This is a genomic window from Dysgonomonas sp. GY75 (assembly GCF_015234155.1).
Classification (GTDB): domain Bacteria; phylum Bacteroidota; class Bacteroidia; order Bacteroidales; family Dysgonomonadaceae; genus Dysgonomonas; species Dysgonomonas gadei.
In genome coordinates, this window is sequence record NZ_JADCLQ010000036.1 from 368,600 (window position 1) to 389,704 (window position 21,105).

The 21,105-nt window shown below is 42.3% G+C and carries 16 protein-coding genes; 9 read left to right on the top strand and 7 right to left on the bottom strand.

Annotated features, from left to right (window positions below; translation table 11 throughout):
- From IR083_RS13950 to IR083_RS13990, 9 genes are all read left to right on the top strand, one after another.
- On the top strand, positions 1 to 1,929 hold the full coding sequence (locus IR083_RS13950) for a RagB/SusD family nutrient uptake outer membrane protein (RefSeq protein WP_006799860.1): 1,929 nt from the start codon (positions 1 to 3) through the stop codon (positions 1,927 to 1,929).
- A gap of 28 nt (positions 1,930 to 1,957) precedes the next feature.
- Positions 1,958 to 3,568 carry a DUF5123 domain-containing protein gene (locus tag IR083_RS13955; protein WP_044216095.1) on the top strand — a complete coding sequence of 537 codons (1,611 nt, stop codon included), beginning with the start codon at positions 1,958 to 1,960 and terminating at the stop codon, positions 3,566 to 3,568.
- Between the two features lie 66 nt (positions 3,569 to 3,634).
- Complete coding sequence (locus IR083_RS13960; RefSeq protein ID WP_194224771.1) at positions 3,635 to 5,272, top strand: glycoside hydrolase family 28 protein; 1,638 nt, start codon at positions 3,635 to 3,637, stop codon at positions 5,270 to 5,272.
- 9 nt (positions 5,273 to 5,281) lie between these two features.
- Positions 5,282 to 6,448, top strand: a complete 1,167-nt coding sequence (locus IR083_RS13965; RefSeq protein WP_194224772.1) for a glycoside hydrolase family 105 protein — start codon at positions 5,282 to 5,284, stop codon at positions 6,446 to 6,448.
- Between the two features lie 7 nt (positions 6,449 to 6,455).
- Entirely contained in the window at positions 6,456 to 7,829 is a 1,374-nt protein-coding gene (locus IR083_RS13970) for a polysaccharide lyase family 1 protein (protein WP_194224773.1), read from the top strand.
- A gap of 9 nt (positions 7,830 to 7,838) precedes the next feature.
- On the top strand, positions 7,839 to 8,798 hold the full coding sequence (locus IR083_RS13975) for a pectinesterase family protein (RefSeq protein WP_194224774.1): 960 nt from the start codon (positions 7,839 to 7,841) through the stop codon (positions 8,796 to 8,798).
- 274 nt (positions 8,799 to 9,072) lie between these two features.
- Positions 9,073 to 9,852, top strand: coding sequence for a rhamnogalacturonan acetylesterase (locus IR083_RS13980; protein WP_194224775.1), 780 nt, complete (start codon positions 9,073 to 9,075; stop codon positions 9,850 to 9,852).
- Entirely contained in the window at positions 9,852 to 11,483 is a 1,632-nt protein-coding gene (locus IR083_RS13985) for a glycoside hydrolase 43 family protein (protein WP_242052420.1), read from the top strand. Before IR083_RS13980 ends, IR083_RS13985 begins: the two co-directional genes overlap by 1 nt.
- A 90-nt stretch (positions 11,484 to 11,573) precedes the next feature.
- Positions 11,574 to 12,575 carry an alpha/beta hydrolase gene (locus IR083_RS13990; protein ID WP_194224776.1) on the top strand — a complete coding sequence of 334 codons (1,002 nt, stop codon included), beginning with the start codon at positions 11,574 to 11,576 and terminating at the stop codon, positions 12,573 to 12,575.
- Here the strand turns inward: IR083_RS13990 and IR083_RS13995 are convergent.
- From IR083_RS13995 to IR083_RS24655, 7 genes are all read right to left on the bottom strand, one after another.
- A complete protein-coding gene (locus IR083_RS13995; protein WP_194224777.1) occupies positions 12,572 to 14,053 on the bottom strand; it encodes a glycoside hydrolase family 28 protein in 1,482 nt (493 codons plus the stop codon). The genes IR083_RS13990 and IR083_RS13995 overlap by 4 nt on opposite strands.
- Before the next feature lie 5 nt (positions 14,054 to 14,058).
- Positions 14,059 to 14,883, bottom strand: coding sequence for a hypothetical protein (locus IR083_RS14000; protein WP_194224778.1), 825 nt, complete (start codon positions 14,881 to 14,883; stop codon positions 14,059 to 14,061).
- 5 nt (positions 14,884 to 14,888) lie between these two features.
- The gene (locus tag IR083_RS14005; RefSeq protein ID WP_199343235.1) at positions 14,889 to 16,985 is read right to left on the bottom strand and encodes a DUF4450 domain-containing protein; all 2,097 of its coding nucleotides are present in this window, start codon (positions 16,983 to 16,985) and stop codon (positions 14,889 to 14,891) included.
- Between the two features lie 491 nt (positions 16,986 to 17,476).
- Complete coding sequence (locus IR083_RS14010) at positions 17,477 to 18,724, bottom strand: glycoside hydrolase family 105 protein (RefSeq protein WP_194224780.1); 1,248 nt, start codon at positions 18,722 to 18,724, stop codon at positions 17,477 to 17,479.
- Positions 18,725 to 18,750: 26 nt separating this feature from the next.
- Positions 18,751 to 20,019, bottom strand: coding sequence for a rhamnogalacturonan acetylesterase (locus IR083_RS14015; RefSeq protein WP_194224781.1), 1,269 nt, complete (start codon positions 20,017 to 20,019; stop codon positions 18,751 to 18,753).
- Between the two features lie 12 nt (positions 20,020 to 20,031).
- Positions 20,032 to 20,346, bottom strand: coding sequence for an L-rhamnose mutarotase (gene rhaM / locus IR083_RS14020; RefSeq protein ID WP_194224782.1), 315 nt, complete (start codon positions 20,344 to 20,346; stop codon positions 20,032 to 20,034).
- Between the two features lie 9 nt (positions 20,347 to 20,355).
- Positions 20,356 to 21,051, bottom strand: coding sequence for a rhamnogalacturonan acetylesterase (locus IR083_RS24655; RefSeq protein WP_410492886.1), 696 nt, complete (start codon positions 21,049 to 21,051; stop codon positions 20,356 to 20,358).
- Between the last annotated feature and the right edge of the window lie 54 nt (positions 21,052 to 21,105).

Below are 21,105 nucleotides of genomic sequence, written 5' to 3' on the forward strand. Positions count from 1 at the left end.
ATGAAAAATATAATTAAAACAATAGCATTGTCTGCCGGTATACTCGGCTTATCTGCCTGCTCCGATTTTTTAGACCAGAGTTCACCGTCAGAACTAACAAAAGACCTTGTTTTTGAATCGACATATTACACCGGGTTAACAATAAACAAACTCTATGGAGAGATGACCCTGGACCAAACTTACTCACAATATATCCCTATCGTATGGGGAACAAACACCGATTGTGAACTGATAGACGGATTGGGCGGGGATGCCACCAATACTGCCAATGAACGTGGTAATATGAATTACAATGCCAGCCCGGGTTGGGGGAATATTGCCAAACTATGGGACGCTATGTATGGTATGATCGAAAATGCCAACCTTACTGTTGAAGGCATCAATAGCAGCACCCTGGCCCAATCGGGAGGCAGTGATGGCACCACAATGCTTCGTTTCAAAGGTGAAGCATTAACCATTCGTGCTATGCTATATTTTGACCTGATTCGTTTCTTTGGAGACGTACCGTTGAAACTTGAATCTTCGAAATCCGATTTAAGTAATGCCTATCTCGAAAAAACAGACCGGGATGAGATTATGGATCGGTTAATTACAGATTTGGAGGAAGCCATCGGGCTTCTCCCCTGGGCCGGAGAGGTTTCTTCTTACACTACCGAACGTGTAACCAAAGGTTATGCGCATACATTATTAGCTAATATCGCCCTGACCCGTGGCGGGTGGGCTATCCGTGAGAAATCGAAAAGTGGTTATATCACCGCCACTGAAAATAGCGATGGGACCTACCCCACTCAGCGCTGCGACGATGCTACCCGTAAATCCATGTATGAGTTGGCTTTGACTCATTTATCTGCTGTTATTACCAATAATACCCATAAATTGAACCCTTCGGTCGAAGACCAATGGTACTTACTCAACCAGAGCCGACTGGACCAGACTTATCGTGAGAATATATTCGAAATTCCAATGGGATTAGGTGTAAGCAGTGAACTTGGCTATACGATAGGGGTGCGTATCAATGGAGCCAGTGCTCAATACGGAGAAAAAGGCAACTCTTCCGGAAAACAAAAAGTTACCGCTCCTTTCTTCTGGTCATTTGACAAAAACGACCTGCGCCGTGATATTACATGTGCCCATGTACAATTGAAAGAAACCAACGGAGTTTTGGAAGAATCTACGATAGGAAATACTCCGTTTGGTATTTACGTCGGGAAGTGGGATATCCGCAAAATGAGCGAAGCATGGCGTAATGTGGCAATCGCGACGGGCAATGCAAAATGGATGAGTGGTATCAATGTAGTAAGGATGCGTTATCCGCAAGTATTGCTGATGTATGCGGAAGTAATGAACGAGCTGGCCGGCCCCGATGGAGGTTATACCAATTCGGCCGGGTTGACAGCCCGTCAGGCATTAAGCGAAGTGCATTCCCGTGCGTTTGATGATACACATAAAAGTGTCGCGGAAGAATATGTTGCAAAAATCCCTGCTGACAAAGATTCTTTCTTCAATGCAATAGTTGATGAAAATGCCTGGGAGCTGGCTGGTGAAGGTTTCCGCAAATTTGATTTGATCCGCTGGAATCTGTTAAGCAAAAAGATTGATAAATTCAAAACTGATTACGAAGAGCAGTTGGCAAATAAATATCCTGAAAAAATTTATTTCAACTATACCGATGCATCAAAAACAGTCATCGACATGTCCAGTGTAACATGGTATGAAACGCCGGCCAACACAAGTAACTATGATGCTAATGCATCATTCTTCGGAGCCGAAAGGACTGCTGCTACCCAAACGCAGTTAAAAACCAATCTGCCGTCTATTTCATCCGGATTGAATTCAACGGTAAGGAACCGTTACTTATTGCCGTTGGCTTCGACAACGATTTCGGCATCTAACGGAAAATTGCAAAATTCATATGGATACAGCAATTAATAGTGTACAAAAAAATAAAATGAGCAAGATGAAAAAAATAAAATATATAATCGGTCGGGGAGCATTCACGCTTCTGACCATATTTGCCACTGTGTCTTGTACAGATGGAAATGACTGGGATGTAGACAACTCATACAATCGTTTGTTCAGCGTCACTTCTTCATCACTGAGCATTTCTCCCGAAGCTACAACAGCAGAATTCAAGTGGACGAAAACTCCGGGCACCGAATATTATATAATAGAAGTCAGCAAGGATACTTTATATAACGAGGTACCCATGAATAACACTAATAGCGTTGTTTTCGGCGAAGACAAAACGATCACTCAATCTCCTTATGTATTGACAGACCTGGATAGTGACAGTAAGTACTTTATCCGTATTAAAGCCATGTCTTCGGTAAAAACCGAATCAAAATGGGCTTATCCTGAGAAATTTTCGTTTAAGACTAAATCGGAGCAGATAATGAACTCTGTATCAAACAGTGACAAGACATCGAGCAGTATAAGGCTATCATGGACTGCCGGAGCAGCCGTTACTAAAATAGAATTGCTGAAAAACAATCTGGTAGTTCAGGAAAAAACTTTGACTGCTGACGAAATCGCCGCCGGAGAAACTACTTTGACCGGTCTTGAACCGAATACTTCTTATCAGGCCAATCTGTATAATAACATTATCAGAAGAGGCTATGCTCTTTTTATTACTTTCCCGGAAGCACCTAACGCCGACATTATACTATATCTGGCCACTGACGATATCATCGACCAGACATATCTGGATGGTCTGGCAACACAGTACCCGGGTAAATCGATAACTCTGGCACTAGCTGCAGACGCAACCTACACCGTAGCTGAAAAAATAACAATACCGGATGGAATGTCAATCAACTTCTTCGGTATTCCCGGGAGTAATAAAACGGCACTAAGAATTCAGGGAACTGTAGATTATGCCGGAAGTCATGATTTCATCACATTCCAGAATTTAAATCTTGATTGCCTGAATAAAGGCTATATAATGAATCAGAGTAGTGCCGGACAGGTAAATAAGATTGAGTTTGATGACTGTCTTATTCAGAATATAGCGACAAGTTTTTTCCGTATGCAGAGTACGCCGATAAAAGTTGTCAACTCACTCATTCTTAACAATTGTATCTTCCGTAATATCGGTAGCGGTTACTTCTTTATTCATATCGATGCTAATTCAGGAAGTGGCGTATTAAAGAATCTGACTATAAGCAATTCTACTTTCGATAAAGTATGTGCATCAGGGAAAGGATTTATTTACAGTAACAAGACTAATATGGAGAGCCTGACTATAAGCAATTGCACCTTGTATAAAGTAGCAGGAGCCAGCCAGCGTTTTATTGATTTTAACACTGGTTATGGAGCTACGGCCTTCAGTATCAGCAATACTATATTAGGTATGACTGGTGATGCGACAACCTTAGGTATCCGTTCCGCATCTGCTCCATCCATAAACTCTACATATGCGACAAGTAATTGGGCTCAAACTAATGACGCCGTTACTTATTCTACATATAGCGGTACTGCAGCCGACTTATTTACAGATCCTGAGAATGGCGATTTCTCAATTAAAGACGGCTCGTTCAACAATAATGTCGGAGATCCCAGATGGCGTTAATAAAGAATTAATATATTAACATAGAGGAGGATGTAATATCCTCCTTTATCTAAAAAAAGTAATGATATGAATTTTTTGACGAAAATGTCTTTTGTCCTTCTATGTATTTTGCTTTCTGTAAGCACGGCAAAGGCTGAAAACAGATATAACCATCTTTATAAAAACCTGCCATTCGAAATGCCGGCCATTCAACGTCCGGTATTCCCTGACAATAAAGTATCAATTACCGATTTTGGCGGAATACCCGATGGGATTACCCTGAATACAGACGCGTTTGCAAAAGCAATGGACGCCCTGTCTAATAAAGGAGGCGGAACTCTTTTCGTACCTTCCGGAGTATGGTATACAGGTCCCATTGTTTTCAAATCAAATATAAATCTGCATTTAGAAAAAGGCGCTTTAATATTATTTTCCGCCGATTTCAACCTGTATCCGCTTGTCAACACTGTATTTGAAGGACTTGACACACGCCGTTGCCAATCACCTATATCAGGACGTAACCTTGAAAATATAGCTATAACCGGAGAAGGATCCATTAATGGTTCGGGTGAAGCATGGCGACCTCTGAAAAAAAGTAAAGTGACAGAAATCCATTGGAAAAAAGTAATTAACTCCGGAGGTGTAGTCAAAGATGGTAATTACTGGTTCCCATCAAAAGGCTCTCTGAAAGGACTTGAAATAAGTGATATGAACGTCCCCCGTCATGATCTGACCGAAGCCGAATGGATGGAGATCAAAGACTTTCTTCGTCCGGTAATGGTGAGCTTCATCGAGTGCAAAAATGTATTACTGGAAGGTGTTCTGTTCGAAAATTCACCAAGTTGGAACATACACCCTCTAATGTGCGAGAATGTGATCTTAGACAATGTAATGGTACGCAACCCGGGATATGCGCAAAATGGAGATGGCCTGGATATGGAATCATGTAAGAATTCCATTATAGTAAACAGTATCTTCGATGTTGGTGACGATGCTATCTGCATCAAATCGGGCAAAGATGAAGACGGTCGCCGACGCAATCGTCCTACTGAAAACGTATTGATAGATAATTGTAAAGTTTTTCAGGGACATGGAGGATTTGTTGTAGGTAGTGAGATGTCGGGTAGTGTCAGGAATATATTGGTATCCAACTGCCAGTTTCTGGGTACAGACGTAGGCCTGAGATTTAAAAGTTGCCGTGGCCGTGGCGGTGTGGTGGAAAATATTTATATTAGAGACATAAATATGTTTGACATTGCAACCGAGTCGTTCCTTTTCGACCTTTATTATGGCGGTAAATCGGCGGTAGAATCGCTTGAAGATGGCGATACCATACCTGTAACATCTACTATCCTGGCAGTGGACGAAACAACTCCTGCATTCAAAAATATTTATGTAAAAAACCTTGTGTCGCGAAATGCGCGCCGGGCTATGTTTTTTAACGGCTTGCCGGAAATGAAGATTGAAAATATAAACGTTGAAGATGTTACTATCACTTCAATAATCGGTGCAGAGCTTGTAGAATCGAAAGGTATTCATTTCAAAAATGTAAGGATCAATCCGAAAGAAGGAGCTGCATTGATTCTAAAAAATGTAGAAGATGTATATATATCCGGATTTGAATATCCGTCGACATTGAAAGAGGTAGTAAATATCAGCGGAAGCAATAAAGATATACATTTACCAAAAACGATAGATAAAACTCTTATCAACGAAACAAAATAAAAGGACGGTATGAAGGCTAAACTACTTATTTCTTTATTGTCTATAGCTTCCATCATATCAATGGAAGCCCAGACAAAATATTATGTCCGCCTGACCGATTCGGAAATCAAGCGAAACCCCGAATCGTGGATGCTCGATTTTTCCAAAGCTCCCAAATGGAACTATTGCCACGGACTTGAGTTGCAAGCCATATTTCAAACATGGCAAAAGACTTTCGATCAAACATATTACGACTATGTATATAGTTTTGCCGACCTCATGGTAGAACCTGACGGACAGATAAAAACCTACAAACCTCTGGAATACAATATAGACCGTGTAAACTCCGGTAAATTTCTCTTTCCTATGTATGCGCTTACCAAACAGGAGCGTTTCAAAAAAGCTCTCGACCTGATGCGCGACCAGATGCGGACACATCCGCGTACTGCCGACGGTAGTTTCTGGCATAAGAAGATATACCCCCATCAGGTATGGCTGGATGGGCTATACATGGCAGGACCTTTTCTTGCAGAATATGCTAAGACGTTCAATGAACCCGAGTTATTTGATGATGTTGTTATTCAAATACTGGATGTACATAAATACATGTATGATGCCAAAACAGGCCTTTACTATCATGGCTGGGACGAAAGCAAGGAGCAACGATGGGCTGACAAAAAAACAGGACTGTCTCCTAATTTCTGGTCGAGAAGTATAGGTTGGTATATGATGGCAATGGTGGATATACTTGATTACCTACCTGAAAACCACGAAAAACGTGGGGATATAATCAAATTACTGCAAAATCTGTCGTCCGCTATCGAAAAATACAGGGATGAAAAAACCGGAATGTGGTATCAGGTAACCGACCAGATGGGGCGCAAAGGTAACTATATAGAATCGAGTGCATCGGCTATGTTTATCTATACATGGGTGAAAGGTGCTCAGAAAGGATATCTGGATAAAAGTTATCTCGAAAAAGGAGGAATAGCTTATGACCAGTTTGTAAAAAGATTTATAAAAGATAACGGAGACGGTACTATATCACTCATTGACGGTTGTAGCGTTGCCGGACTTGGCGGAGATAAAAGCTATCGCGACGGAAGTTACGAATACTATATAAATGAGCCCGTAAGGGATAACGACCCTAAAGCAGTAGGGCCATTTATTATGCTTAGTATCTTACTCAATAAATAAACTTCAAATGAAAATATTATTACTGTATCTAACCGGAATATTATGCACCATATCATTAATTTCTCAAACTCCCGCATTCCCCGGTGCAGAAGGTGGAGGTATGTATACATCAGGAGGCAGGGGTGGAAAAGTATATTACGTTAACTCCCTCGAAGATACAATAACGGGTAATAAAAAAACGCAGGAAGGTACACTTCGCTGGTGCCTGAAAAGGCCGGGGGCAAAAACAATTCTTTTTAAAGTCGCAGGTATTATTCATCTGAAATCGAAACTGCAAATATCCGACAGCACCACTATTGCCGGGCAGAGTGCGCCCGGTGACGGTATCTGCATCGCAGATTACCCGGTAAGAGTAGAAGGCAATAATATTATAATACGCTATATGCGTTTCCGGCTTGGAGATTTACAAAAAGTACAGGATGATGCGCTATATGGTTTCCGCAACAAGGATATTATCATAGACCACTGTTCTATGAGCTGGAGTACGGATGAATGCTCTTCCTTTTATGATAATGAGAATTTCACCATGCAATGGTGTATCATTTCCGAAAGCCTGCGGGGGTCTGTTCATCAGAAAGGAAATCATGGCTATGGAGCAATATGGGGAGGAAAAAAAGCTTCATTCCATCACAATCTTCTGGCTCATCACGACAGCCGAAATCCGCGCATGTGCGGAAGCCGCTACAGCAACCAGTCAGAGTTGGAACTCGTAGATTTCAGGAACAATGTAATATATAACTGGGGAAGTAACAGCGGATATGCAGGAGAAGGCGGCAGGTATAATTTTGTCAACAACTACTACAAACCTTCTCCCACTTCCTCAAACCCCGACAGGATATTTTCACCGAATGCCGATGACGGAACAAACAAACAGGTCAAAGGAATATGGGGTAAATTCTTCTTGGATGGAAATTATTTCCCCGGAAATAAAAAAGTAAACAAAAATAATCTGATAGGTTTACAACCTAACCCTTCATCTAAGGACATTAAGGATATCGTGGTTGACAAACCATTCGATGTACCATATATATCAACGGATGATGCAAAGGATGCTTATAAAAAAGTATTGGCAAATGCCGGAGCCAGTTATAAACGGGATAAAACAGATACAAGAGTAGTAAACGAGACTGCCAGAAGACTAACTCCTGTCAGAGCCTCGGGTAGACTTGGAACCAAGCCGGGCCTGATTGATTCGCAAAATGATGTGGGCGGATGGGAAATATATACCTATGCCCCTGCAACCGTGCCCGTCGATTCAAATATAGATGGTATTCCGGACGGATGGCTGGAAAAACATTATCCGGGCAAATTGGCAAATGATATAGACAAAGAAGGCTATACCTATCTGGAAGTTTACCTGAATAGCCTTTTAATAAAATAAAGAATAAGAATGAAAAATATAATTTTAACCTGTTTATTATTATTTTCCACCGTCTTTTATGCTCAGGAGAAGACCGAAATGACCGTCGACCGCAACGGAACCGGCGATTTCAGGAACATACAGGAAGCAATTAATTCTGTCCGCACAGCCGATCCCAGAGGGACAATAACCATATTCATAAAGAGCGGAGTGTATAAAGAGAAGTTGATCATACCTTCGCATATCACTAATATACGCTTGATCGGAGAAGATAGGAATACAACTATCATCAACTATGATGATCATGCGAATATCAATAAAATGGGTACATTCAAGACATATACTTTCCTTCTGAGCGGGAACGATATTACATTAGAAAACCTCACGATAGAAAACTCTTCCGCAGAACTCGGGCAGGCCGTTGCCCTGCATATCGAAGGTGACCGTGTCATACTCCGCAATTGCCGCCTGCTCGGTCATCAGGATACGCTCTACGCGGGTAGAGACGGAGCAAGGCAATATTTTGAGAATTGCTACATTGAAGGTACTACCGATTTTATTTTCGGCCCGTCTACTGCCTGGTTCGAAAAGTGTACTATTCATTGCAAAAGGAACTCATATATTACAGCAGCCAATACACCGGAAAATATCAGATACGGATATATATTCAACAATTGTACAATCACGATGGCCAACGGCGTTAATGCTGTCTATCTTGGCCGTCCCTGGAGGGCTTATTCCATGACTTTATTTATGAACTGTACCCTCCCAAAAGAAATAAATACGACCGGATGGGACAATTGGCGCAATGCCGACAATGAAAAGACGGTCCGCTATATGGAATATAACAACAAAGGCGAGGGAGCAAATACATCAAGCCGTGTAAAATGGGCTAAAATATTATCTTCCAACGAAGCAAAAGAATACACTATTGAAAATGTACTGAATGGCTGCGACAACTGGAATCCATTAACTAATACGGATCAGTAATTAAAGGATAAGTGTTACTTTATCCATATAACTTTATCTGTATATAAGGATAACAAGCGTGTTATACGACAAAAGGTGACAGAATGAAAAACGTTGAAAAGGTTGTTACCTTTGTTACTTTTTAACAGTTACAGGTTACTTCGCCCTTAGGGCAGTTACGAGGAAAAAAATTTAGCTCCGCTGACCGTTGGTTCTTAATTTTTCATTCTTAATTCTTAATTGTTTTCCGTGTTACCTTTGTTACCTTTTTTGAATTGACATAATTAAAATAACCATGAATAAGACATCTGTACTTCTGATAATTACCCTTTGCCTGTTAAGCCTTTCGGCGATTGCACAAAAACGTATTTTTATGATCGGTGATTCCACTATGGCCGATAAGGCTTTATTTAAAACAGTTACCGACAGTATATCGGGCGATTCCATATGTGAACCATTTCCTGAAAAGGGATGGGGACAGCTTCTTCCAACCTTTTTCAATGATAACGTTGAAATAAAGAATTATGCAAAGAATGGCCGTAGTTCACGTTCTTTTATTGCAGAAGGTCTTTGGCAGCAAGTAATAGACAACATTAGTAAAGATGATTATCTAATTATACAGTTCGGACATAATGATGCTGCTATAGAGAAAAAAGACCGTTATACGACTCCGGAAGAATATGAAAAAAACTTTACCATGTTTGTAGAGAAAGCCAAGGCCAAAGGAGCAAAGCCCATCATATGTACTTCGGTAGTAAGACGAAGATTCGATAAGAATGGAGCATTCCAGGACTCGCATGGTGAATATCTTGATTTGGCACGGAGTGTAGCCAAAAAAGAGAAGATACCGATGATAGATATGTATGAAAAGAGTAAAGCATTGATCACCGGGCTGGGAGATGAAGACTCCAAGCCATTATTCCTGCACCTGAAGCCGGGAGAAAACAAAAACTTCCCGAAAGGGAACACAGACAATACGCACTTCAATGAAAAAGGGGCCATAGCAATAGCGACCTTATTTGTGGAAGGGCTTAAAGAACAAAATATAGAGGATTTAGTTAAAGAGTTAAAGTAATGGATATAACAAAAAAAACAATTATAGGCTTTTTGTTTTGTATTATACCTCTCGGTATCTTGGCGCAAGACTATGTGTCTAAGGTATGGGTATCGGACTTAGGAAACGGCAACTACAAGAATCCGGTTTTATATGCCGATTACTCCGACCCTGATGCCTGCCGTGTAGGGGACGATTATTATATGACTGCATCCAGCTTCAACTGTATACCGGGTCTACCGGTTCTGCACTCAAAGGATTTGGTAAACTGGACTATTATAGGCTATGCTATAAATAGGATGCCAAAAGATGCTTCGCTCGGAGAAGGTGTAAATCACGGTGGCAGCGTATGGGCTCCGGCTATCCGTTATCATAAAGGTGAATTTTACATTTACTACGGCGATCCCGATTTAGGGATATTCATGACTAAAACCAAAGACCCTGCGGGAGAATGGGAGTCTTTAACCCTAGTCAAAAAGGGTAAAGGACTTATAGATTCCTGTCCGCTTTTCGATGATGACGGCAATGTTTATCTGGCTCATGGCTATGCAGGCAGTCGTGCAGGAATAAAAAGTTTGCTGGCTGTTACACGCCTGACCTCCGATGGTAAAAAAGCCGTAGGCGAATCGAAAGTAATATACGACGGACACGATATAGACCCTACAATAGAAGGCCCTAAGTTCTATAAAAGGAATGGCTATTATTATATATTCGCCCCTGCGGGAGGTGTTGCCACCGGATGGCAGGTAACCATGCGCTCGAAAGAAATCTTCGGGCCATATGAACGGAAAATAGTAATGGAACAGGGAAACTCTCCTATAAATGGCCCTCATCAGGGAGCATGGATAGATACACAGACTGGAGAAGACTGGTTCCTGCACTTTCAGGATGTAGGCGCTTTGGGACGTATTATGCACTTACAGCCAATGGTATGGAAAAACGACTGGCCGGTAATTGGCGAAGACAGAGACGGTGACGGTTGTGGCAATCCGGTACTGACATATAAAAAACCAGATGTAGGAAAGACATATCCGATAGTCACTCCTGTAGAAAGCGATGAATTCAATACGAATGAATTGGGTCTGCAATGGCAATGGCATGCCAATCCTCAGTCGTGGTGGTACTTTACCAATCAGGAAAAAGGCTGTCTGAGCCTGTATTCGGTTCCGGTAGCTGATGATTACAAAAGCCTTTGGGATGTGCCGAACCTATTATTACAGAAAACTCCGGCTCCTTCTTTTACAGCAACGATGAAACTTACATTCAGGCCAGATGCGCGCTTCTATGGTGAACGTACAGGGCTCGTAGTGATGGGAATAGACTATGCCCTGCTTTCTTTCGAAAATACAAAAGAAGGGTTTCTATTGTCCCAGAATGAATGCATCAATGCTGAAAAAGGTAATACAGAATCTACAAATGAATCGGTGACTTTGAAAGACGGAACCATCTTCCTTCGGGTTAAACTATCCCGGGACGGAACTTGCTCGTTCAGCTATAGCGCCGATGATAAGAAATATGCCAGATTAGACAAAGACTTTAAAGCCAAAGAAGGAAAATGGATAGGAGCCAAAATAGGTACATTTTGTACCCGCCCTATCCAGAAAAACGATGGCGGAAGGGTGGATATAGATTGGTTCAGGGTTACTGAGTAATACTTTCAGTTTAGATTGTTTTTAGGTTTTATTGGGAGGTGGGGCAACTACTACTCATTGCCTCTCCCTCCTGATATAAATGAAGTAGTTATGAGATTTTACTGTACACTTATATTCTTTCTGTGTATATCTGCTATTACGCAAGCGCAGACGGTTATGATAGATGGAATCCCCAGAGATACATCGTTCACGCTGCATAGTGCATATACAAAGGCTCTTAAACAATATCCTCAAATAAAAAAAGCCTTGCCCAGTCTACCAGAATCCGTACAGGTAATAGAACATCTGGTATATTCCAACCCCACAGAAAGCAGGAAGCTACATCTCAACGTATATCGCCCGAAAGGTAACAACAAGTACCCTGCCCTACTTATGGTACATGGTGGCGGATGGAGTTCAGGAGACTTGTCTCTCCAAATACCTATGGCACAACAGATAGCAGCAAAAGGCTATGTAACCATCCCGGTTGAATACAGGTTATCTCCCGAAGCGATCTATCCGGCGGCTCTATTTGACCTGAAAACAGCTATCAAGTGGATACGGGCAAACGCAGACACATACGGCATAGATACTTGCAGGATAGCTATCTCGGGTTGCTCGGCCGGAGGACATCTGGCCATGCTTACAGGAATAACCAATGGGCAGACCGCATATGAGAATTCGATTGAATATCACCAATATTCAAGTAAAGTCCATGCTATCATCAACATAGACGGCATATCCGACTTCTCGGGTGATGAACTGAAAGCATCTCGCATATCCCTGTCTAAAAACAAGATCCCCGCATCGGTCAAATGGCTGGGAAGCACTTATGAGGAAGATAAAGAGGTATGGGAAACGGCCTCTCCTATTCACCATGTAACGGATCAATCTCCTCCTGTATGCTTTATCAACAGCTCCATTCCACGCTTTCATGGCGGCCGGGACGAGATTATAGAGAAGCTGTCTACCTTTAATATTTATACCGAAGTACATACCTTGGAAGATACCCCACACCCTTTCTGGCTGTTTCATCCATGGGTCAACACAACTGTTAGCTATATGGTTAACTTTCTGGATCATACATTCAAGAGTAAAATCAATGACTTTTAAAACTCGGAAATCTCACTCAATTCAACTTTGAATCCCTTTACTTCCGACAATACATAAGGCTCTACGCCCTTTGCCACTTTTGCCCGGTAGTTAATCAAACGACAACCGTCCACATCCTTCAACCAAAGAGAAGGACGATAATCCGGAGTCATAAAATCTACCTGCACATTATTGAGTTCTATATTACGTGCATGGCGGATAAAGAATCCCGATGCGGGTATGGAGCCGAACATCCACGGCTCCGGATATAAGTTCTCATTTTCGGGAGGAGTAAGTTTTGCGTCCTCTGCCGTGCCGCCGCCCTTATATAATATGCGGATATCCGACAGGGTCACATCTTCAATATGGTAATCGGGCACACCGCTAATAATAGAAGCATAGCGCGAATCGGCATTATAGACATTGACATTACTGATTGTTATCCTCGACATGCGCCCCATAGGAGTACCCTTCGGACTTCTCATACGCGAGCCCAGACGAAGAAAGATAGGAGCATTTACTATATCCCGCATTGTAATATTGTTGATAACTATATCTTCCAAGAAGCCTCCGTCCACCGTTTCGAGGGCAAGACCACGGCAACGCTCGAATACACAATTAGATATGCTGATATTCCTGAATCCTCCACTCGACTCCGTACCCAGCTTTATACGTCCGGTTACATAACCCTGATCAGGGGCTTGCGGCTCATTCCGGCGGAATGTACCGTCTATTACCGAGCCTTTGTCGTATCCGCTTACATAGCAGTTCGTTATAGTTATATTCTCCGTATCCCGAAAGAATCCTAAACCATAGCTGCTTTTCAGTACGATAGCATCGTCCCATGGTGAATTTACTGAGCAATCCGATATACGGACATTGCGGCAGCAATCTATATCGAAGCCATCCCTGTTTGTATCTACTTTTACATTGTGGATAGTCATATTATCCACACCTGTAGCCAATAGTGCAAAATGTCCGCAGTTGACCATCGTCACTTCTTTAAGGATTACATTGCGGCATAGTTTCAGGCTCAACGCCTTATTCCCCACTCCGGGCAGCCGGCTTTCTTCGCGGGTAAGTCCGCGACCGTCTATCATACCCTGACCGCAAACCGTTATATTCTCAAGTTCTATCCCCCATATCAGGCTATTCTTCCAGTGGCTATGGCCAAAATCCTGAAAGCGGTTATGTTCATTATCCTCTGCCAGATCATATCCTGATGCTTCTCCGGGATAAGCAGCCAATAATACAGACCCTGCATCCAGATAAAGCGTTATATTGCTTTGCAGACGAACCGAATAGCTCAGGTATGTACCTGCCGGAAAGAATATTGTCCCTCCCCCGTTCTTTGCGGCATCTTCAATAGCCCGGTTTATAGCCGGCGAATCTATTTGTGTGCCATCGCCCTTTGCCCCGTAATCTTTTACATTATAAAAAACGGATGCATTCAAGCTCAAAGAACTGATAACCAACAACATTAAATATATATTTTTCATAACATTCATTCTAACGGCATTAAACGGAATGTCCGCAATTCGGAAGCATTCCCGTACATTGTATGATGTCTCGACAGATTCCAGAATCCGTCTTTCTCTTTTCCCTGACTATTATCATAATCAATAACAGCCCAGCAAAGGCCGATCAGTTTATTCTCCCACAATTCGGAAGCGATTGAATGATCCGCTCCTTTGGGTGAAGCATAATCGAACGGACTTATATAAAACTCAAGTATAAGCTTACCGCTTTCGCCCTCTTTGAAATTATAGTTGTATGCATAATCGGAATATGGTTTCTCTTTGAGCCACTGCTGCGGCCCCCAATACATACACCAATCACCGTTTTTGGCCGGGGTGTATATATGATAATTCTGAGCATGCCGCCCGTGAAACAACTGCCAGGCATCTTCTTTACTTACATCCCTGAACGGATAAAACTTATCTATAAAAGGACCACCCGATCGGTCACCATCAACTACAACTTCGAATATATCTACCATAAGATCGTCACGCGTAAAAGACCAGTAATCGTCATAAGCTTCGTAGAAGAAGTATAATCTGTTCAGCCCTTGTACCCATCCTACTTTCACTTTTATATCCAGATTCGCCTTATCGGGGCGGCGGTGCTTCCCTTCGTCCTCGGTCATAGATTCCATGCCTATAGTATAGCTATCGGGCACAATATCCCAGTCATCGGTGTTTCCGTCTATCCGTGGAATTTTATCTGACGGAAAACAAAATACACTGAACACCATATCGGTCTGCCCCCATAGAGGGCTGATAAACACATATTGTATGAAGAGTATAAATACAGCAATACTCTTTTTCATATCATTCACTTTTTAATTATATAGTCCTTCTCTTTTTGAAAGAGTGCAGGTAACATATAATGGTTATAATCAGCCTTTTCGTTTTGCCTATATATACAGAAGTATTCTTTCTGTTCGCTTTTCAGAGGTAAAACAGCCGCTAAAGCCGGAGCATCCGTCTTTTTCCCCGATTCGAAGAAAGAGAGTGGAGACTGTTGCATATAGGCATCCGACAAACGGATTTCGGAAGAAACCGGCATGACAGCATTGATCGTTTTCAGTTTCATACTTTGCCCGTAATACAAAGTAAAGGCTGTCCACTCCACGCTGAACACATTATACTTACAGTAAACCGGCCTTAAACTACCATTACCTGTCTTTTCCAATGCTTCTCCATAAGCTCCTCCGTACGACCAGAACAGGGAAATATCAGCCGGTATTTTTTCAGCGGAGACCTCTATAATAAGTCCATCCGAAGAGCTCAACGCAACCGCATTTACAGTAATTTCTCCTCCTTTCAATACCGGATCGGAAAGCCTGTATATCAATTGCCTGCCGGATTGCTTTACATTTTTTACTTTGAAATCCCTCAGCCATTTGCTGCTCTGCCCTTGCACGATTCCGAACTTTAAATTTCCGGTCATTTCGGGTATAAGAAAGGCAAATTCAGGATGTGCGGCGCCTTTTATTTCCGCCTCTTTACTTACTCCATTCAAGGTATAAGGAAAATCCGTTTCTATAGCCACAACACCTGACGGGAAATGAACATTCTCACTGTTTTCGATTACAACAGGCTCCCGGTTCTTCGCTTTTATATTTATATTGTCAAATTTCCAGTCTCTTGCATATCTGACATCGCCTATCCTGTCTACATTGGCATCTATATCACTGAAGTTGAAATTCTTCATCAGAGAAGTTTCACTCCCTTCCACACTCATAAACGTTTTCGAATTCCGTACCTTAAAGCCGGATAGATATATATCATTGAAGTAAGGCACCCCTTTGTCGGGTTCCACTTCCTCCAGCATTTTCCTCCAGTGTTCAGGTATTTCTTTGTTTGCATATTCTTTGGGCAAAGTAGAATAACTATATGATGGATTCCAATTCATTGTCGCTTCAAACACTGTTCTCACATTATCCATTTCTACATCCCTGATATAGATATGTTCGGTAATGCCACCCCTGTTCATCGCTGATTTAAGGCGGATACCTACCGTTGTTCCCTTCGCTTTCAACCCTTCGGCAAGCACATGACGGATACCGCCCGAAGTCTCACTGCCGCATGTGAGTAATCCTCCGCCTGCACGCGATATACAATTACGTATCACGATATATTCGGTAGGACGGTTTACCCGTAAACCATCGGCATCACGCCCCGATTTGAGACAAAAATTATCATCGTTACAATCTATATCGCAGTTTTCTACTAATATATAGGATGATGAATCTATATCCACCCCATCCGTACTCGGCCCATGCCCTCCCACGTTGTTTTGGATAATAACCCCGTCCACAGTGCAATAAGACGAATAGAGAATCTGTATAGTCCAGAATCCCGCCTGACGAAAAGTAAGTCCCTTTACCGTTACATCCGACGATTCGGAAACCAAAAGTGTACGCGGGCGTTTACAATCGTAATCCACAATCCACCTTAACCCTTTAGCTTCGTAATCCTTACGCATTGCCCAGTAGGAATCCCAGAATACTTTACCTTGTGCATGCACCACTCCTTCGCCGCTCACCATCACGTTTTTTTGTCCCAGAACATTGATTAACGCCGATGGCCACTGCATCTCTATCCCTGCAACCCGTGTATTCATCTCGGGATAATCTTTCAGATCGGTACTGCCGAGTAGAGTAGTTCGCTTAGGAATAATAAAATGAACCCCTTCTTTCAGATAAACGGAGCCTGTAAGGTATTTTCCCGGAGAAAAGGTAACAGTTCCGCCACCATTCCGGGCACATTCGTCGATGGCCTTCTGAATAGCTTTTGTATTCATTGTAACACCATCGGCCACCGCGCCATAGTCCGCTACGTTATACGACCTGTTACTTTTCGGTATATTTCTCGCACCCGTTTTCTCTACCCAGCTCAATTTGGGGATGCGGCTCGCATAAGCCATGCAAGTCACATATAAACAGATTATTAAAATAAAAAAACGGATACTATTTATCATAATTATATTATTTATTAGTCCCCTAAATACAGTGAACAGTTAGCAGTTAACAATAAAATCTTGTTCTTACAACCAGTCATTATTAACTGTCCATTGTCAACTCTCAATTCAAAAAAGGTAACACATGTAACACTTTTTTTATTATTTTTCTACTGTTACCTTTGTTATTCTCGTAGGGTCAGGTCTTGTGCCTGCCCATTATGTAACAGGCGGGCAACCACAAGGGATTGCCCCTACATAAATTCTCAAAAAGTAACAAAAGTAACAGCTTCTTTCAGTTAATAGTAAATACCTCTTTTTACTTTATACTCAATACTTACTACTTTGAAAAAGTAACAAAGGTAACACATATTACATATTTTAAAACCTGCAACCTTTCACTCATTATCAACACTTTGACAACAATATATAGATAAAATTATTACTTTCCGATCACATTATTTCTTCCGGCTCTGAGACTTTGCCAGTTTCATCATTTCTATACCCGTATCGATGATAAGCCCCAGCCCATGCTTTTCGTTCTCGCCTACCGGACGGTTGTAATAGAAAGGCAAATCGTCGGTGATTCCCGTACCGACACATACATTCCTGAAATGTCCTTCTTCTGTTATCTGTGTTTCCTTCAAGGCCTTCCATGCAATCTGGGCCATAGCGGTATAAGCCGGATCTATCCATTTATTGTTCACAGCCTTAGCAATGCCATAGATATACATGGCTGTAACAGATGATTCGTCATACGATTCCGGCTTATCCAGTAACTGGTTCCACATGCCATTGGCATTCTGGTAACGGGATGCACCGATAATCTGTTTTTCGAGTAGGGTTATCAGTTCCCCACGCCTCGGGTGAGTCTCCGGCATTGCATCCAGAAGCATCACTAAGGAGACAGTTATCCAACCATTCGCCCGTCCCCAGAATGCCACACCATTGCGTTTCATATCAGTATAATAGCAATGGTAAAACAGTTGCTTTTCGGGGCACCACAGGTAACCGGCAACATTGATAATCTGGCGCGCTGCCTCATCATAGTATTTAGCTTCCCCTGTCATCTTTGCCATTTGCGACAAAAAGGAAACACTCATATAAACGTCGTCGGCCCAGACGGTCATCTCACGGGGAAATGTCCGGCAAAGCGTACCGTCCGATAAGCGCACCTGCCCGTTCATTATATGATTGGCTGCCGTTTCTATATATGTCTTATATTCCGCTCTCTTATCCAGCATATATACATCAATCACAGCCGCGCCCATTGCCCCGCAATCATCCAGTTCCTTCGTATTCCATAATTGCCCGAAAGGCCAGTGCCAATGTTTACGGTCGTTACGGAATGTATTTTTAAAATATCCGTAATTGGCAAAGCCAAAAGCGACATGATTTTTCGCATAGTCCGTATATTTCGGCTCATTGAGGTATTCACCCAGATGTATCATACTCATATCCAGCACTCCATTGGAATAATGCCACTCTGTAAGCGGACTTTTAAACCTGACGTCTTCACCTTTTGGTATTTCCTTTGTGCTGTTGTATGTAACTCCGGTGGTGACTCCGACAAACTGTGTCACAGGTTGTTTCAATATATTGTCGGCGACAGCCCTTATACATTCTTCATCGGTACGTTGTTGTCCGAATACCGGGATGGATAATAAAGAGAATAGTCCGAGAATGATTGATGCAGTTCGTTTCATATAATTATTTTTTGTTCAGTTTTACCTTAATTACCATCCGGTTTTACCATTGACGAAAATGGTGTGGCCGGAATATCGAATTTATCAGGGTCGTCGGGATGAGCCGGATCGAAAGGCCTGACATCTTTTCTGATGTATTTTTTTACAGGCAGGTTATTATCGATCATGCCTTTTAGTATGCACCTGGCTATTTCGGTTCCTCCATAAGGATTGAAATGTGTATTATCAGCCAGCGGTTCTTTCTGATTCGGGAAAGTACCTGCGGAATAATGAACAAAAGCTCGTTTCGAACCTTCCACGCCCCATGCTTCATATAACGTCGCACTCATATTATTGAGGTCGATGAGCGTAATATTTTCTTCTTTTGCCAGTTGCCTTACAGCGTCGGGATAATCACCGTGTGTGTTTTTCACCTTCCCGTTTTCATCAAAGAAGCGGCGGTGCATGGATGTTATCAATACGGGAACCGCTCCTTTTTCTCGAGTTTTATCGGCCAGATATTTCAAATCGCTTTTATAGCTTGTATAGGGACCTTTCCCCTCTCCTTTCTGTTTCTGGTCGTTATGTCCGAACTCGATGAACAGGTAATCGCCTTTTCTCATTTTAGAAAGGAGTTTGGCAAATCTTTTTGAGGCAACGAATGTATTGGCCGCTTCACCCGATTCCGCATAATTGGCTATCGCAATATCAGAGGTAAAGAAACCCGGGAAAATCTGTCCCCAGCCACACCACGGCTCTTCAGCTTCATCCACCACAGTAGAATTTCCCGCAAGGAATATGGTCGGAATATTATCGGCCTTTTCTATTTCTATCTTTGCCACCACCGGATTCTTGCCGTTAAACTCCAACGTAAGTTTATCATCCCAAATAAGTTTTCCCATCTCGCGCCTCTTTATCCGTACCGAATCCGTATCTCCTATTTTTGTATTACGAATATTCACGGCAAAAGTATGAGTCGAATATTTACCCTTTGAGGTTTTGATATTGGCAAGCATGAGCCTGCGCGATTCGGCTTTCACGGTTGTGTTGCTTTCACCTTTATCACTGCCCAGTACAACCGTCACTTTATAATTGCCTTCGGGTACATCTACAGAAAAGAAAAAGGAATTTCCATTTGTCGGATTTGTATTCAAATCGTATCCGTATACCGAATTTTCGCCATAGATAGTATTCGACGGCACAGAAACGTAACCTTTTACAGGTTTATCCGTAAAGTTGAATTTATAAATCGTCTGCTGTCCGAGAACAGTTATCGAGCTTAAAAGAAGCAGAAAGATGTAACAGGTTTTTCTCATTTGATATACTGTTTAATCCATATGAAAAACTTCCTGCAATGGAATGGATACAGGCGAGTTATCCGGGTTCGTATCCATAATATCAGCCATATAAGCCCACCACTTCTGCACAATCGGATTACCGCCTAAGTCCTGAGACGAACTATCGCCATCAATAATCTGATAACCAAACAATATATTCGTTTCCTTATCCCGGAAAATCGTATAATCGGATACGCCTGTATCTTTGAGTAATTGCTTCAATTCCGGCCAGATAGCGTTGTGTCTTTTCTCATACTCTGCTTCGAATCCCGGTTTCAAATACATTTTAAAAGCTTGTCTTTTCATGATATGTTATTATTTCAATATATACTGGTTCAAAGAAAAACCATTCAGACTTTGTAAGCCTTCTATTACCGACTGCCCGTTTATGATAGCCCCGTCGTATGTTGTATGCACACTGTCAACGAACAGCTGCTTTCCTTTTTCTTCACCTATTGCATCGCATTTAGCAGCCGTACGGTCATTAAGATCGATAAATTCTACGCCTTCTTGTTGAGCCACTTCTTTTGCCCATCTGGTATATGTTTCGGTCATACGGTTCATTTTTCCGTTTGTCCATCTGTTGCCGGGTGTAGGGGATAGCACAACCGGTATGGCTCCGACCGCTTTCGCCTGACGGATATAGATACGCAGATAGTGACCAAAAGTGAACACTTCTTCGGGGCCGCCGTTACGTTCCATTATTACCACCTGAGACTCATCCCCCGTACCATTGAGTGAAGCACGCGCACGCCCTGTATTCAGAGGGCCGCCATCGTTATGTCCGAACTGTATAAACAGATAGTCGCCTTTGCGGATACCCGGCAATACCTTATTCCAGAGATCTTCGGTAAAGAATGTCCGGCTACTGCGTCCGCCTAATGCATGGTTTTCCACTGATATACGTGTTGTATCGAAAAATTGCTGAAAGAAGCTTCCCCAGCCCCACTGACCGCCGTCACCTTTCCCCCGGCCGTTCTTCACGGTAGAGTCGCCGATAAGGAATATCACGGGAGCTTTATCGTTTACCCGTGAACTGCCTGAGGCTATCGCATCGGGGCGCGT

Bases quoted from the DNA above. Each gene is read 5' to 3' on its own strand.
- IR083_RS13950 (WP_006799860.1), top strand. From the start codon at position 1: ATGAAAAATATAATTAAAACAATAGCATTGTCTGCCGGTATACTCGGC.
- IR083_RS13970 (WP_194224773.1), top strand. From the start codon at position 6,456: ATGAAAATATTATTACTGTATCTAACCGGAATATTATGCACCATATCA.
- IR083_RS14010 (WP_194224780.1), bottom strand. From the start codon at position 18,724: ATGAAACGAACTGCATCAATCATTCTCGGACTATTCTCTTTATTATCC.
- IR083_RS13975 (WP_194224774.1), top strand. From the start codon at position 7,839: ATGAAAAATATAATTTTAACCTGTTTATTATTATTTTCCACCGTCTTT.
- IR083_RS13960 (WP_194224771.1), top strand. From the start codon at position 3,635: ATGAATTTTTTGACGAAAATGTCTTTTGTCCTTCTATGTATTTTGCTT.
- IR083_RS13955 (WP_044216095.1), top strand. From the start codon at position 1,958: ATGAAAAAAATAAAATATATAATCGGTCGGGGAGCATTCACGCTTCTG.
- IR083_RS13985 (WP_242052420.1), top strand. From the start codon at position 9,852: ATGGATATAACAAAAAAAACAATTATAGGCTTTTTGTTTTGTATTATA.
- IR083_RS13965 (WP_194224772.1), top strand. From the start codon at position 5,282: ATGAAGGCTAAACTACTTATTTCTTTATTGTCTATAGCTTCCATCATA.
- IR083_RS14005 (WP_199343235.1), bottom strand. From the start codon at position 16,985: ATGGCTTATGCGAGCCGCATCCCCAAATTGAGCTGGGTAGAGAAAACG.
- IR083_RS14000 (WP_194224778.1), bottom strand. From the start codon at position 14,883: ATGAAAAAGAGTATTGCTGTATTTATACTCTTCATACAATATGTGTTT.
- IR083_RS13990 (WP_194224776.1), top strand. From the start codon at position 11,574: ATGAGATTTTACTGTACACTTATATTCTTTCTGTGTATATCTGCTATT.
- IR083_RS14015 (WP_194224781.1), bottom strand. From the start codon at position 20,019: ATGAGAAAAACCTGTTACATCTTTCTGCTTCTTTTAAGCTCGATAACT.
- rhaM (WP_194224782.1), bottom strand. From the start codon at position 20,346: ATGAAAAGACAAGCTTTTAAAATGTATTTGAAACCGGGATTCGAAGCA.
- IR083_RS13980 (WP_194224775.1), top strand. From the start codon at position 9,073: ATGAATAAGACATCTGTACTTCTGATAATTACCCTTTGCCTGTTAAGC.
- IR083_RS13995 (WP_194224777.1), bottom strand. From the start codon at position 14,053: ATGAAAAATATATATTTAATGTTGTTGGTTATCAGTTCTTTGAGCTTG.